Raw genomic sequence first — 16309 nt, 5'->3', positions numbered from 1 at the left:
AAATTATTCTACTTCAGCGAATCCATTATTAACCCTTCGAGGTATATAGATGACACTAATGAATGAATTGCCTTTTAAGGTCGCCTATACAGATCCTGCAGCTTCGATGCGACTCGCCAACCGACTAAGCAGTTATATTAAACAGATCCCTCCCAACAAGAGAATTGTCGTTGTTTGTATTGGAACAGACCGATGTACGGGTGATTCGCTAGGTCCGCTTATAGGTACTATACTGAGCAAATACCGCTCCTCCTCGTTCGACTTCTATGGTACGTTGGAAAACCCCATTCATGCTATGAACTTGGATGATACGCTTGAGCAGATCAATCGAACATTCGCGGCTCCTTACCTCATAGGGATAGATGCTTGCCTAGGCAGCGCTGCCAGCGTCGGGATGATTCATATCGGCAATGGACCTATAAGACCTGGTGCTGGAGTGAAGAAGACGTTAACGCCCGTCGGAGATATGCATATTTCTGGAGTGGTTAATCTAGGCGGCTTCTTGGAATATCAAGTCCTTCAGAACACCCGTCTTCACCTCGTCATGAGCATGGCTAATTTGATTTCCCGCAGCCTGTTCGTCGCCATATCCATTTCAGCTAGGGGAGACCATGTACAACTGCAAATAGAATAATAACCCGAACAAAAAAAAGGGCAGTCCCAAGAGGTCATTGACCTCCAGAACTACCCTTTACCATTTACTTGTATACTCTTGCCTCTACGATCTCCGCACGCGTGCAACCGTTGGTCGCTTCGACCACAATTCGGAGCTTGTTTGTGAGCACCGGCTCGCCAAGCAGATGGATCCGTTTACGCTTCCTATTGTTTGTTTCTCGAAGCAGTACCTTCCACTCTCCGTTTACCCTGCCCTCTACCCGATAGTCCTTAACGAGCTCCGGTATGATCTCGAACGGCGTCCGATGATGATGCAGGTTAATTAAATCCTCGTTCACGTCATCGTTAAAGGTGATGTGTACCTCAGAGAAGCTAACAGGCGAATCCCATTCAAGAGACACCCATTCCTCCTGACCCGCAGCCATCCGTTCGGATACCCACGCGCGAGGTCCGGCATAAGGTCTAGTGTACCCATCAATGACCGCTTCAGGTTCGAAAGCAGCTGTCTCCGGTGACAGCTTGATGCAAAACGGTGTCCGATGTACGCCTTTCATTTGCCAGGTCATGATTTGCTGCGTATCCGAGAAGCTGGAAAAATCCGCGGAGGAGGATACCTTATCCTCGAAGCACAGCATTCCGAATTGCTGTTCATCGGCCGTGTATAATCTAATCTCTGAATTTGCAGGTATGACTATGAACAAATTGAGAGGCTCTTCAGTATCGTACTCGAACGGAAAATCAACCCACTGTTTCATTCCTTGGAATACTCGTATAGTCTTCTCAGCGATGATCTCCATAGGGATGTAGTTTTCTTTTTTCCCCGTATGGTGCACTTTAATCGCCATTTCTGTATCCGATAGAACGTCTACCAACAAAGTAATCGTATCCAGCTTCCTTGAAACAGGAAAGACGATCCCTACCGGGTTCAGAAGAAGATAAGCCGCCGCAGCCTCATTTATTTCCAAGCGCTTCTGAGTACTGGAAGCCTCAGCTCTCGCACTACGGGCAAGGTCACTGCCGTCCTTATTACGGAGCCCTATGATCGATGCATCTTGTCTCAACAATGTTTGCTGAAGCTCAGACAAATGTGACTGATAAAGCTCTCTAGGGGTAATTCCCTTCATCGCAGACAGGGCAGCGCCTGTTCCTGCAGCTTCGCCGATTACCGCACAGGTGGCCATTACTCTCGTCGTACCGAAGGCTACATGCGTTGCGCTGATGTTTCTTCCCGCGAACAACAGATTATCTACATTACTCGAGTACAGCGAACGGAACGGAATATGGTAAATTCCGTCCGGATGGAAATGCTTTGAACCGCTTTCCTCCGCGTACATTCCTTTCGGCGGATGTAAATCGATGGACCAGCCTCCGAATGCCACACGATCCTCGAACTGCTTTTGCGACACAATATCATTCTGATTCAATACATAATCACCGACAAACCGCCGATACTCCCTTTTGCCGGGAAGTGAGCCGATCCATTCCAATGTCATGTTGTCAGCTTCGAATTTACCTGAATTTTTAATATAGTCCCAGATTCCATAAATAACGGACCACAGCTCATCTCGTATTCTCTCGTTCTCATGTACGGTATCCAGCTCTCCGCCCCACTCGATCCACCAGTAGTGACAGCCTGAATCCCCGCTCCGAATGACGCGACGTACGGGTATGGAGGTTTCCGCGATATTCTTTGCGAAGCTCGGAGGAATATACCTTACGGGTTGGCCGACATCCTTTGTATAGAACAAAATCGTGCTTCCCAACGTAATGTCATCCGCCGCCTCGGGAGCCCAGTCCTCATTGTATTCATGCCGGGCTTCCCGTCCGATCCGAAATTTCGCTCCAGCAAGAAATCCAACCAAGCCATCCCCCGTGCAATCCAGGAACATAGAGCTCTCGAAGCGGATTCTTCGCTCGGAGCCCATCATCCAGCCCGTTACGGATTTGATCTGCCGATGCTCCTCCGGTCCAGTCGCTTCCACCTCATGAACATCTGTATTCAGGAACAGTTGAATGTTCTTCTCCGCTTTAACCGCTTCTAATATAATCAGGTCCCACAGGTAAGGGTTGCCCTCTGGATTGCGATACTGATTCTCCACGAACAATTCGCCCATAATACCTGTTTCCCTGGCATAACGATTTACTCCGTGACCGGTTGCTCCGCAAACCCATACTCTCACCTCACTGCTTGAGTTCCCGCCCAATACAGGACGATTCTGGATCAGGGAAACCGTCTGACCAAGTCTTGCCGCCGCAATTGCTGCACAGACGCCTGCCAACCCACCCCCTACAACTGCGACTTGTGTTTGAACCAACTCAGATCTCATATGATCACACTCCCAATGCTTTGATGGATGTTCAGCCCTTTACGGCCGAACCGGAAATGCCCTGAATAATATATTTTTGTCCGATCATGAATATCAGGATCATCGGAACGATCGCAGCAGTAGCAGCTGCCATCATACCGTTATAATCAACGTTGTTTTCTAGAATGAAGTTCTGCAGGCCGAGCGGAATTGTATACAAATCCGGGCTTGACAGAAATACGAGCGCATTCTCAAAGTCGTTCCAATGCCAGGAGAAATCAATGATGGTGAAGGTTGCCAAGGCCGGCTTGGCCAGCGGCAAGACAAGCTTGAAGAAAATACGAAAGTGACCGGCGCCGTCGATAAATGCAGATTCCGTGATTTCCTTAGGAATGCTCATAAAGAATTGTCGCAGCATGAATACTCCGAAGATCGAGAATAGACCAGGTAAAATTAATGCCCAATGAGTATTATAGATGTTCATCCAGTTAAACATGATGAATTTGGGAACGAATAAAACCTGAGGAGGAATCATCATCATGGACAAGTAGATAAGAAACATCGTATCTCGGCCTTTGAATTCGATTCTTGCAAAACCGTACGCAGCGAACGCAGAAAGAAAGACTGCTCCGAAGGTACTAAAAACAGACACCTTGATCGAATTCCAATAATAAGTAACGAAGTTATAGTTACCCGTCCAGATCCGATCATGGCTTCTCCAGTCAAGCTTAGACGGCAGCCATCTCGTGAACACTTCGCTCGGGCCCTGCAAAGATGTGCTGATCATCCATAGAAAGGGGAGAATCATGAACACGCCGCAGATGAGCATAAGCACCGTCAATGGAATCTTGAATTTAATAGAGCCTTCTAAATTATTCATGGGAGCTCCCCTTTCTAATAATGGACCCAGCGTTTCTGACCGACCCACTGAATGATGGTGATAAGCATGATGACAGCGAACAGGAACCAGGAGATGGCGGAAGCATAACCCATTTCATAATAGCTAAAGGCGGTTTTGTAAACATACAAGGACAGAATAGTTGTACTTCCGCTCGGTCCGCCTTGCGTAATCGCTTGAATTAAGGAGAAGGACTTCATTGTCATGATGAGGCCCGTAATCAGCAGCAGGAACGTGGTTGGACTAACTAATGGCCAAACAATTCGCCAGGTAATCGTTCTACTCTTAGCTCCATCGATTTTCGCTGCTTCAAGCAGCTCAGGAGATATTTCCTGGAGCGCAGCGAGGTAAATAATCATGTTGTAGCCTAGCAAGAACCAGATCTGAATGATATCAATTGCAAACATCGAAGTCTCGGTATCGGCGAACCAGCCTGGCGGCGAGGCGAATCCGACCCAGCGAAGAATTTCGTTGATCGGCCCTTGAGAGGGCTGGAACAGCAGCATCCAGACGAATGCAACGGCTACCCCGCTTGAGATATAAGGGAGAAAGAACATCCCGCGCAGCAGCCCTTTCAGATAAACGCTCTTGTTCAGAATAAGCGCCACCACGAAGGCAAGAACAAGCGAGAGAGGGACTGACAGCAGGAAAATTGCCGTATTCCGGATAGCGTTATAGAACTGATCGTCCTGAAACATCCGCTTCAGGTTGTCCAAACCCGTAAATGAAACATTCGGATTCGAGAATTGATAATCGGTAAAGATAAGTCCGAACGAGAACAGTGCCGGCAGTATGAAAAATAGCAGAACGCCAACCATGTTCGGCAGAATAAACACGTAACCCATCCAGCTTTGCTTGCGCAGCCAGCCAGTCTTATTCATATCAGCCCGCCTTTCTTAATCGACCGGTAAAGATGAAGAAAGAAGAAGGACAAGGCTGCTCCTTCTTCTTTCCTTTACGCAGCTTATTTCTTGATGTGTTGGTTGTGACGTTCAGCCATGTTCTTAAGCGTCGTATCGATGTCCTGCTTGTTCAGGAAATACTTCTCGTATTCCTCTTTACGCGCATCTACGACTTGCTGCGGCACGTTAAGCTGGAACGATTCGAATTGTCCGAATACAACCTTATTTAGAGAGTCACGATCATATTTGTCTTCTACACCCTTCAGGAGCAGATCAATAGCTTTCGCGCTGTCCACGCTCTTGGAGGATGGAATTCTTCCGCCTGGTGCCATGGGAAGCATTCCGCCGTCAGCATACCACTTCGCGAATTCCCATGCCGCCTCTTGGTTCTCGGATTTCGCGTTTACTGACAATACGTCGCCTAGGCCGCCTGGATATTTAAAGTTGGTCTGATCTGCGGAAATCTTCGGAATAGGTGCGAATGCGATTTGGAAATCATGCGGGAAGTCGACTAAGTTGTTCGCATTGCGGAAAATAAATTCGCCCGCCGTCAGCATCGCTGCTTCGCCTTTAAGGAACATCGTATCCAGAGGCATTTTGCTAGTTAGCTGCTCTCCGTACTCCGGAGTTGATTTATCCTTGAACATCATGTCATGCAGGATTTGAAACCCTTGCTTCCAATAAGCATTATCGAAATTCGAGGTTCCGTCCGCTTTTGTGTATCCCTCTGCGGCGATTGTTCCGTCGAATTGGGAAGTGAATGCGGCTTCATGCTGCAGGAGGCCCCATACCTTTTCCCGCTTCAGCTTAGCAGCATATTCCTGCACATCGGACCATGTCCAATCCAATGGAGGAATCGGCAGGTTAGCATCATCGAGCATCTTCTTGTTCAGCCAGATGAAAGCCATGTTCTTCTTCGTCGGAATTCCGTAATATTTGTCATTAATCAGCCACTGCTTGGCATCAGGGCCCATCTGCTCGTCTATGTTGTAGTCCGACGTCTTAGCGCTCAGATCGACCGCTACTCCGGCATCAATTCGTTTTTGCAATCTAGACGGGGTGTAGCTAATGTAGAGGTCTGCGTCTTGTCCGGCAAGCAGGGCAGTATCCAGCTTCAGATTACCCGCATCGTCATTAACGTAGCGTATATATTCTACTTGCACGTTTGGATTTTCCGCATTCCACGAGTCGGCAACCGCTTGCGGTCCCGCTTCGGCAGGAACGCCGCCCCAGAACGTAAGCTTGATCTTCTTGGCTGGTTCGCTAGGTGCAACGCTCTCCGATGCTTGAGCCGATCCCGTTGCAGATGGCTTTGCTGCATTGTTGTTTCCTCCGCAGCCGGCGACCAGGACCATCACCATTATAAGAGAAAGTACAGTTAACAAGAGCTTGTTTCTTTTCATCCCATTTTCCCCCTATAAGAAAGTTGTTTATTTGCCTAATTAAATCTTAGCACTGGGGCATAGCAGGGGTAAGGAACGTTATTTGGCGTTTGATGGAACGATTTTTGGATCATTTATTCTCTTCTTTTCGGAATTCACTCGGAGTGACGCCGCACCAGCGCTTGAATATTTTGATGAAATAGTTGTCGTTCTCGAAGCCAACCTGCCGGGCAATCTCGCCCACCGGCTGATTGGTCTCTGTGAGCAGCATCTTGGCTGCCTGAATTCGGCGGTTCTGCACGTAATGGGTCAGCGTTTGGCTCGTTTTCTTCTTGAACAAGTCACTTACGTAGCTCGCATCCATCGATATGAGCTCTGCCGCGCGTTTAAGCGTAATTTCCTCTGCGTAATGCTCTTCGATATGCCGAATGATTTTGTTCATCTCAGGGTGATCCGTCGGCTCGCCCTCGTCCTTCTTCGGAAACCAGCGTTCCGCCTTGCGGAGCTGTTCTTGCTGCTCAAGCTCCCTTGATACCTTGCCCATCGCTTGCTTCAGCCCGTCCACATCCATCGATAGCTTAAGCAAATAACCTGATGCCCCGAACTCCAAAGACTGCCTCGCATATTCGAACTCGTTCATGCAGGTTAGCATGATAAACCGGCAATCATAACCTTCGTCTCTCGCCGACTTGAGCAGCTTTACTCCGTCCATGACGGGCATGTCTATATCGGTAATGACTACATCCGGTTGAAGCTTGCGAATCGCTTCCAAGCCTCCTTGTCCATCATTCGCCGTACCCACGATTTCGAAGGGCAGCTTTGATTTTACCATCAGCTTGGTAAGGCTAGCTCTCGCGTGCTGTTCATCATCCACGATTAAGGTCCGCCACATCTCCATCCGCCTCCTTCTGATAAGGTTTCGATAGTAACAGCGGCAAATGCATCATAACCCGGGTACCGCTCTCGGAAGACTCCAATGACAAACCTGTACTCTGATTCTTGAATAGCAGCTCTAGGCTTTCTCGAATATTCTGCACTCCTATGCTTTTGCGCTTGCGTGACACTTTCTTTTCCTTCGCTCGTTCCACTCCTACTCCATTGTCCGCTACCTCTAAATAGAGGTTCGAATTGCGGGCCTCCGCCTTGATTTCAATTCTGCCGTCCGACAGGGATTGACCGAAGCCATGAATGATGGCGTTCTCCACAAGAGGCTGCAGGCAGAACTTAGGGATGAGCGCATACTGCAGCTCATCGTTGACTTCATAGCTAATTGTGATATGCCCTCCGAACCGGGCACTTTGAATTCGCATATACGATTCGATGAGGGCAATCTCCTCCTTCAGCAGGATGAGATCGACCTCCAGGTTTAATGTCGTTTCTAAGATCTTGCCTAGCGAGACGCAAATCTCATAGATGTCGTCCTCGTCCTTTTCAAGGGCAATGCTCTTAATAGTATTGAGAGTATTCAGCAGAAAATGGGGGTTCATCTGGGAGAGCAGTACTTGAAATCTGACGACCTGCCTCTGCCGTTCCTCCAACTGAAGCTTTTCCAAAAGGGCATTGATATCGTCGATCATCGTGTTGAAGCTCCGGGTAAGCGCCAGAACCTCCCCTCTTCCCTGCTCGGGCAGCTTCACCTTAAGGTTCGCTTTAACCGAGCTTTCCATCTTCCTCTGAAACTTCTTAAGCGGTACGGTGATGGTCGAGGAAATAAAATAGGTCATAAACACAAATACAAGCGTAATCAAACCAAATATAACGAAAAAGCGCTGCTTCAGCGTGTCCACTTCTTCGAACAGCAACGACATCGGCACTTTCTTCACGATGAACCCGTTCAACTGCGGAATTCGACTGAAAGTGTACATCGCCTGTTCACTTTCACTGATGATTGAGGCGGATGCCGACGGATCGTTTTCGCTTATCATTTGTTGCATGACCGAAGGGTCGATCGTTTCCTCATGATAGGATTGGACCATAGACTTGCCTGTATGATCCAGTAAATAATAATAGCCTTCCCGCTGCCGATCTCTCGTCGTTCGATTGAACCATTGCTCGTAATCGATACTTATTCGTGCATAAGCATATTCTTTCAGACTATCGTCACGAAGCATCTGATACAGGCTGAGCATATTCTGGTTCGGCTTCACTACAGGGCTGACATAATTCATATCCTTAGCATTCCAAATATACCGTTCACCTTCGCCCAAGGATAATCTCTGTACCCATGATTCGTTTGTTATGGAGTCATAATTCAGCTGTTCACGGGGGGCAAATGAGGTATAAACATACCCATGCTTATCCACTAGCGTATAATACACGGTCGTACCAGTCAGAAAAAAGCTATTCTCAATACTCGCGAATTTGTTCTCCACGAGATCTTTCCGCTCTATTGGATCATCATATATCTCAGGATTTTTCATGACTTCTCGAATGGTAGTATCTTGTTCCAGAAGCAGGCCTGTTTTCATGACAAGACCCAGAACATCTAGGAAAGATTCCTCGATCTCCACCAGCTGGTCCAGGTTCTTGGCAGAGGCTTCCTCCTGAAGGACTCGCTCCGTTTCCCTGAAGTTATAGATAACGAGCAATACAAAGGGAGCCAGCACTAACAGTAAAAAGGCCATTAATATGCGGTTTTTGAACGTTTCGGGTGTTAAGCGCCGGATCCATCTGTTCATGCGAATATGCCTCCGCTGGTATCTGAATGTTATTATTGGTAATAGTAAAACAAATTACCAAAACAATCGAGAAGAAAAAAAATCCCAACGAGACAGGGCTCATTGGGATTTACTGCATTTTCAATGATAATTAATATGTCATTCTTGAAGCAATTTATCAATTTTCACTGCTGCCTCCGTTAATCCTTCCTTTACCGAGTACTCCCCTTGGAAGATCTTCTTCATATAGGTGCCATATATCTCATCAATCCTACCCCAGTTCTTAACCGGCGGGCGAAGAAACGTATGCTCTAAGGCTTCCGCGAAGGGAGGGATGAATGACTCTCCCTTTACCTTTATTGCTCTAGCTTCTAAATTCGTGGGAATGATACCGGTTTGGGACATCATGATTTGCGATTCTTTTGTTGTCATCCACTTCATGAATTCCCAAGCTTCCTTCTGATTTTTCGAACCCTTTAGAATAACCAAATCCTCCCCGCCCATAATGGAAGAGGGTCCAAGCTGATGCGGGAACGGTACAGCAATAGTGGAGTCTAATGCTCTCTCTAGCTCCGATCCTTGGAAGACGCTATAAAACCACGGTCCATCATCAGTAAGTAGAATTCCCCCTGTTTTGACCCCTTCCCAATAGTCACCGCCGCCATTTAACAGCGTATGATCAATCAACTTCTCATGGTACAAGGAAAGAAGCACCTCAACCGCTTTAACCGTAGCGTCCCCATTTAAATAGCCGCTTGCTTGGGTATAGCTCTCGTTTGTCATCTGCCCTCCGAGAGCATAAATATAGGGCAAGCTCTGCCATGATTCTAATCCGGTTAACCCAATCGAATATCTTTCTCTCCGCGCAAGCTCAATGACCTCTTGGAAGCTCTCTGGCGAATCTGACAGCCCTGCTTTCTCGAGCAATTGACGATTGAATATCAGGACTTTGGTGTTCACATTAATCGGAAGAGAAAAAGAAGCCCCCGCATAATAACCAGCGGATCCTGCATTCCTTTGCAGTAAATCCATTACCGACTCATAATCGTCGAAATCACTCAAGGGAATCAACAATCCGCTGTGCGAGAATTCGGGGACCCATGCAATATCCATCCGAACGACATCGGGCGATCTGTTGGCTGAGGCTTTCGAGATCAGCGTGTACTTCAATTCGGTGTTGTTAGCCTGCCTGACGGGATTCACTTGAATGCTGGGATAGCTCTTCTCGAACGCAGGGATCAATATATCCTCGAGAATTCTTGTCTCCTCATCACTGTAAGTATGCCAGAATTCAACGACCTGCTTCGTGGGACTATTCAGCTTCTCAACAGAGCTGCGGTTACCGATAATGGACTGTTGACCGCATGCCGTCAACAGTAACAAAATACAGACGGTAATTAAATTTCTTCGCATAACCTTCTCCCCTAATCAACCGCTTTGATGATTTTCCCGATATTCCAGAGGTGTCATCTGGGTGATTTTCTTAAACAGCTTGCTGAAATATTTCACATCATTGAACCCCGATTTCTCAGCGACCTCATAGATTTTACATTCGCCCAGGACTAATAATCTCTTCGCTTCATGCATACGAAGATCGATTAAATAATCAATGAAATTCTGTCCAGCCTGCTTCTTGAACAAGTTGGAGCAGTAGTTCTTGCTAACGTGAATCGAATCAGCCACATCCTGCAGGGTTAGCTCCTCTAAGTAATGAAGCTTGATGTACTCGATTGCTTTGGTTACCAGTTGTCCGCTATGGCCCTTATCATTCAATCGCAACAGGCTGGGATGCTCCATTTCCTTCATCAAGCCTCGTACGGTCGATTCTACCTGTTCCAGAGTTTCGCACCGCCACACGTTTTCCCTGAAATCGGAATAGGATCTGGATACCCCATTGGAATAGGCAAAAGCGGTAATAAACTCGACAGCCTCTTTCTTAACCTGCTCAGACGAAAGCTCCTTACTCCTCCAGCGAGCTTCAAGAGTTTCTATTACGGATGTACTTTGCTCGGATTTGCGGATTATCTCCAGAAGGGTATGCATGTTCATTTCAATATGCTCAGTCTCATTTTCACGAATCTTGGACAGTTCCAGCCATTTATAGATCTTTCCCGTTCCTTCGAAAAATCGCAGCAAGCCCGCTGACCGACTCTTGTTGATGCTTTCTTCCAATAGCTGTGTTGCTTGCTCCATGCAATAGCTGATTGTGATCTGCATGCCTAGCGCATCCTCAACAAGTTTCTTGAATTGATACAACATGACTTCCGCATCTTCGGCAGATTCGGCATCTGGATAGAGAAGGTAGATTCCTTCACCTGCCAATAGGGGAGCTGTGCCCTTGTCAAAGGAATCATAGAATATAGCCTGAATATCTTCATAAATCACACTGATATGAAGTTTACCGTATCGCTCTTGCCAATCATGCAACCCATCCAATATAACAAAAGCACACATGTATGTGCCATTATACTCACCGAATATATCCACCAATCGAGAGTCGCTATGATTCGTTACCAATAGTTTAATTATATCCTGCTCATATTTCTTGCGCCGGAGCACGAGAGCATGATTGTTATATTTCTCTATCACATCAAGCTGCTCCCGATGATGTCGCAGGCCTTGCTTACAGCGCCTAAGGACAGAGACTAATTCATCCGCTTCGAGAGAAGGCTTCAACAAGTAATCGATGGCACCGCTCTTCATCCCTTCACGAACATATTCGAACTCGTTATAGCTGCTTATTAGAACAATCTTCATATTCGGGTTCACTTCGAGTGCTTCTCTAGTCAGCTGAAGACCATCCATCACCGGCATCTTAATATCGGTTATAAGAATATCTATATGCTGAGACTTGATGATCTCAAGAGCCTCAAAGCCATTCGCGCAATCTCCTTGTAAGGAAAGACCTTCCTTCTCCCATTCGATGAAGCTCTTCAAACCTTTGCGAATGATCGGCTCATCATCCACGATTAACACTTGGTCCTCCATGCTTCCCCCTCCAATCCTGCGCATCTACATACGCATCATGATGATGAATTGCGTTCCCGCTCCAACCTCACTTGTAATAGAAATAAGGGAACCTTCGCCGCAGTACAGCTTAAGGGAATCATGGACATGCCGCAGCCCGATACCGCCTTGGATAAACCCATCTTTGGAAGTAAGCTTACGCAGCCGATCCTCCGGGATTCCCGCTCCATCGTCCTTGACTAGAATATGCAAATTCCCTTGCTCCTCCGACAATTCGATCCGTATTTTCCCGCCGCGGTTCAAAGGAACAAACCCATGGAAGATCGCATTCTCTACTAACGGTTGAAGAAGCATTCTAGGGATCATAACCTGATGAATTCCGGGCTTTATATCCACCGACAGCTCGTATTTATGCTCGTATCTCATTTCCAGAATCGCGATATATTTTTCAATAATATCAAGTTCCTCTACCACCGTGATCAATTGACCGCTTTTGCCCATATTGGCCTCTAGTAATCTTATTAAGGCTCCCAATCCCTGATCGGCACGCTCATTCTCTCCCGAACGAATCAACCACCTCAACGTGCTTAAGGTATTGTATAGAAAATGAGGATGAATCCGATAAGTAACAGCACGAACCTCTGCAGTAACCTTCAGGCGTTGCTCCTCTTCGATCCTTTTCATAAGCTGTTCAATTTCATCCAGCATTTTATTGAAATGCTTGCTCATCAAGCCTATCTCATCCGTAGATTTAACTTCCGTCCTGACCTTCAAGTCACCTTGCCGTACTCGCTTCATATCTAAAGTCAGTTGCTTGATCGGATTCGTTACCCTCTTTGCAATTAGAAGGCCAACAAGAATCGCTAACAGACCGAAGCAAGCCGAGGTAAAAAGGATCCGATTATGGAGTTTGTCTAGAGCGCCCGTAATTTCCAAAGAGGGTACAGTGCCTACGAGAATCCATCCATTACTCAGCAGTTGCTTCACGCCATAATAGTGAATCTCCTCGCTAGAATACTCAAACTCAGCCGAATCGTCCTTTAGGACAAGATCGTACAAATCAGGCTCCTCTATCCGCTGGCCGATACGCGATAGATCAGCATCAATCATGATGATCCCTTCCGGGTTAACAACCATGTACCTTCCGGTTTCTCCAAGCCTGACCTTATTGATCGTATTGATGATGGCCTTGCCATTTAAGTTCACGACAAGCAAACCGATCTGCTTCAAGGATTCGAAATCTTTAAGCGTTCTACTGATCGGGAGCACCAAGTCCGTGTTATCTCCACCACCGCTGAAAGGATCTTTTCGCAAGGCTTGCCAGATGAGCTCTCCATCTTTTCTTTTGGACTCTTCTACCCAGTCTAGCTGAGTGAGATTTGCCTTCTTCAGCTTGGATGCCGAGAAAGTCCCGCTCCCCCAACTCCATCCGTCTGCGTCCAAGATGTATACGATCCTGACAAACGAACTGGAATAGACCACATTATTTAAGAGTGAAGATAACGATTTGTTGATCTGGTCTTGGGCACCTAACGAGCTGGCATTATAGTTCATAGCTGCTTGCTGCACCTTTAAATCACCATATATTAAATCTGACGTATCGCTGCCTGCATTCAGGATAGAGGACACGGAATCAGCTGTTTGCTTGGTAAGTTGAACCGTCGATGCTCGAACATTTTTTTTGACCAGCGATGAGGATTCCAAATAAAAAAAGAAGCCCGACAGCGTTGTTGGAATGAGAATAATCAGCAGAAAAGCCATAATCATCTTTGAGGCGAAGCGGTTCGAAATTTTCTCGAATAGCAGCATTTTCTGCCCACCTTATACGCGATTGTACTCTTAGTTTACCTGAAAAATTTGGGGTTATATACTGGAAAGAAGTGACGCAACCGCTTTCAGGCTGCGCCACTCTAATTTTGTTTTCATTTCTCGTAGTTAACCGTTATCATATCCCAGTATTTGAGTCTCGGAAGCTTTAAGGTTACCTTGCCGTCCTTTTCTTCATATTGAAGCTGAACCGGCGAGCCGTTGTAATAATCCGGTGAAGCGAACAGGATCTCGGACACCTTGCGGTCTGATTGGAATGAGATAGCTATATCACGCTGTTCCGACGGTTCGGCTTGCGTTCCCGCTGCATCGTTCCATTCCATGGTAGTCGCATCTAAGAAGTTAATGAAGTGGACGATATCGATGCCGTTCTTCCTCTTGGCAAAGGACCAAATCTTACCTTGTTCAGCGTCAGTAGATATTCCGATATTTCCGGATCCTTCTGCCTGCAACTCCGACTCTTCCATTCCATCCCGCAAAACATTTTGGTAGGCGACAAGGAAATCATAATAACGAATTAACTGCTCTTCCAATTCTAAAGGGATTGACAGGTTCTTGTGAGGAAAATATTCTTTGGACAGCATATTTTCTCCAAGCTCCAAGTGGGATCCGCCGGAAGCGAATATCACGGCATCCGTGAGGAGGACACCTGGAGTATTGAACTCTCCCGGGGAATTGGATAAGTCATAATTCATATACCCTGCAAGAACCGTATTTAATTGATTCTTACTGAACTTGCTGTTTTGATCGATTATTTCTTTCAGACTGCGATATTTGGGATGACCCGACCATACTTCCGTATATAGAAAGTCTAAAGGCGCTCCCGCAGCCAGGAAAGCCTGGCCGTACTGGCCAACCGCGTTCATCACATAATCGACATCCAGCTTTTGCTTTGCCGCTTTCAAGAAGGATACATAGCCTTCCGGAAGTCGAACCTTCTTCGAGGCCGCATTCCAGAGCGATCCGCGGTCTCCTAGTTGATCGACATGCCATCCGTCGAAGGGAAGAAGCTTGAACACTTCGACTTCTTTCCCGATCAAATAATCCTGCCATTCCGTATTCTGAGGGTCGTACAGCATAATATCGCTTGCCCAGCTATCTGGAAGCGGATGTTTATCCTGGTTGGTTTGCGCAGGGCCTTTGAACAAACCCCACTCTTTCTTCACACCCTCTTTGTCCGCATTCTCGTATGCACCGAATAAGAGGTTATAATTCATCGCTTTCATATTCCGATCATGTGCCAACTCAATGTAGTTGTTCACGGTTTCCAGTGCGACAGGCCGATTCGCAATATCATTCCACTGCGCGGCTGGCTTGTCGGCATCCATCTTGATAGGTTCATGATGCTTGTATTGCCAGTCGTAGAATTGAATCCCGTTGATATGGAATCTATTTAGACGATCTATCACTTTAGTGATTTCTTCTTTGCTCATGCTTGGGAAATCCGCCAAATAGCCATAACGCGGAAACTTGGCCCAGTCGGAAGAGATATCCACGCCGATGTTCAGATGATCCGTCACTCCGTCTTTAGATACAATAAACACTTCCGCCATATATCCTTTGCCATCGTCCGTTGGCGGTTCCCAACTCCATTCGATCTGCTGTCGGTCTAACTCATGCTCATCATTTCCGATGATCTTGCCAAGATGCCGGTACTGTACCCTTACCTTCGAACCCGTTTCTGCTAACTTGAGCTGAAGCGTGAATTTTACGGATTCCCCAGGATTGTAGGCGGCTTTATCAGTTGATACACTTTCCATAACCGCTTGGACTTTCACGACCTCTTCTGCTTTAATGTCTTGCTTTTTAGTGCATCCGACTGCTAGAACCAAAAAGCAGCTGAGGAATACAATTACTGTTGTTTGACCTCTTGAACATTTCCATGTCATTTAAGTGTACTCCTATTCTATTGACTTATCCTTTGACTCCGCCTTCATTAAATCCGCCTTGGACAAATCGTTTCTGGAAGATCATATATAAGGTTACGGTCGGAATAAGAGCGATAACGGAAGCGGCAAATACCCATCCGTAGTTCGTTGCATATTTGTCATTAAACATGAGAAGCGCAATCGGCAGCGTACGCAACGCTTCGTCCTTGATAATAACGAGTGCGGTAAAGTACTCTTCCCATGTACCCTGGAATGAAAGTACCGCTAGCGTGCCGATCGCCGGAAGAGATTGAGGCAGGTAGATGTTCCAGAAAATTCGCCAGTTCCCTCCGCCGTCTATCAATACGGACTCCTCATATTCCTTGGGAATGCTTTGGAAGAAACCTCTTAAGAAAAATGTACTTCCGACAACACCGCCGCCGATGTAGATCAACCAAAGACCCCAATAGGTATTCACCAATCCAAGCGACTTGATGATAAGGAACTGAGGAATGATGTTGATTACGCCGGGAATCATCATAGTCAGCAGGAATGTACGAAATAAGAATTCTTTCCCTGGGAAATGGAACCTAGCAAACCCATACGCGGTTAAGCAGCCTAGGAACAAGCTGCCTGTCATGGCCACGATCGTAACAAGGGTACTGTTCAGGAAGAATCTAGCAAAATTGTTCTTGCTCCAGACAATCTGGTAGTTATCCAAGTTAGGAGTAACCGAGAACACCTCGCTAGGCCGCGGCAAAGAATAGGCGCCTTTGACGAAGGTTGTCATTATCATATAAATGAAGGGGAATAGAAAAGCCAATGCTCCAAGTATGATGACAATGTATATAAGGAGCTGCATGTGCCATTTTGTTCTCATTGTTTGC

At 46.7% G+C, this 16309-nt stretch carries 12 protein-coding genes; 1 reads left to right on the top strand and 11 read right to left on the bottom strand.

Going from position 1 to position 16309, the window contains the following annotated elements:
* The first annotated feature begins 49 nt into the window (after positions 1-49).
* Entirely contained in the window at positions 50-634 is a 585-nt protein-coding gene (gene yyaC / locus ACESLK_RS02435; RefSeq protein WP_372661689.1) for a spore protease YyaC, read from the top strand.
* Positions 635-698: 64 nt separating this feature from the next.
* On the opposite strand, the gene ACESLK_RS02430 is transcribed toward yyaC, so the two are convergent.
* From ACESLK_RS02430 to ACESLK_RS02380, 11 genes are all read right to left on the bottom strand, one after another.
* A complete protein-coding gene (locus tag ACESLK_RS02430) occupies positions 699-2942 on the bottom strand; it encodes an FAD-dependent oxidoreductase (RefSeq protein WP_372661686.1) in 2244 nt (747 codons plus the stop codon).
* Between the two features lie 31 nt (positions 2943-2973).
* Positions 2974-3801 carry a carbohydrate ABC transporter permease gene (locus ACESLK_RS02425; RefSeq protein WP_372661683.1) on the bottom strand — a complete coding sequence of 276 codons (828 nt, stop codon included), beginning with the start codon at positions 3799-3801 and terminating at the stop codon, positions 2974-2976.
* 14 nt (positions 3802-3815) lie between these two features.
* Positions 3816-4700 (bottom strand): carbohydrate ABC transporter permease, encoded by an 885-nt coding sequence (locus ACESLK_RS02420; RefSeq protein WP_372661680.1) that lies wholly within the window; start codon positions 4698-4700, stop codon positions 3816-3818.
* Between the two features lie 83 nt (positions 4701-4783).
* Positions 4784-6124, bottom strand: a complete 1341-nt coding sequence (locus ACESLK_RS02415; RefSeq protein ID WP_372661677.1) for an ABC transporter substrate-binding protein — start codon at positions 6122-6124, stop codon at positions 4784-4786.
* Positions 6125-6233: 109 nt separating this feature from the next.
* Entirely contained in the window at positions 6234-6995 is a 762-nt protein-coding gene (locus ACESLK_RS02410) for a response regulator transcription factor (protein ID WP_372661674.1), read from the bottom strand.
* The gene (locus tag ACESLK_RS02405) at positions 6970-8781 is read right to left on the bottom strand and encodes a sensor histidine kinase (RefSeq protein ID WP_372661671.1); all 1812 of its coding nucleotides are present in this window, start codon (positions 8779-8781) and stop codon (positions 6970-6972) included. Before ACESLK_RS02405 ends, ACESLK_RS02410 begins: the two co-directional genes overlap by 26 nt.
* Before the next feature lie 138 nt (positions 8782-8919).
* Positions 8920-10173, bottom strand: a complete 1254-nt coding sequence (locus ACESLK_RS02400) for an extracellular solute-binding protein (protein WP_372661668.1) — start codon at positions 10171-10173, stop codon at positions 8920-8922.
* Positions 10174-10188: 15 nt separating this feature from the next.
* Positions 10189-11748: a response regulator transcription factor gene (locus ACESLK_RS02395; protein WP_372661665.1), complete on the bottom strand. Its 1560-nt coding sequence runs from the start codon at positions 11746-11748 to the stop codon at positions 10189-10191.
* A gap of 24 nt (positions 11749-11772) precedes the next feature.
* Positions 11773-13536 (bottom strand): cache domain-containing sensor histidine kinase, encoded by a 1764-nt coding sequence (locus tag ACESLK_RS02390; protein ID WP_372661662.1) that lies wholly within the window; start codon positions 13534-13536, stop codon positions 11773-11775.
* A gap of 113 nt (positions 13537-13649) precedes the next feature.
* Positions 13650-15443 (bottom strand): glycoside hydrolase family 66 protein, encoded by a 1794-nt coding sequence (locus ACESLK_RS02385; protein ID WP_372661659.1) that lies wholly within the window; start codon positions 15441-15443, stop codon positions 13650-13652.
* Positions 15444-15468: 25 nt separating this feature from the next.
* Positions 15469-16302 (bottom strand): carbohydrate ABC transporter permease, encoded by an 834-nt coding sequence (locus tag ACESLK_RS02380; protein ID WP_372661656.1) that lies wholly within the window; start codon positions 16300-16302, stop codon positions 15469-15471.
* Positions 16303-16309: the final 7 nt, after the last annotated feature.

Source organism: Cohnella sp. (assembly GCF_041640265.1).
In the GTDB taxonomy this organism is placed as follows: domain Bacteria; phylum Bacillota; class Bacilli; order Paenibacillales; family Paenibacillaceae; genus Cohnella.
The sequence above is the reverse complement of the archived record's forward strand: the minus strand, read 5'-3'. Positions and strand labels throughout refer to the sequence as shown.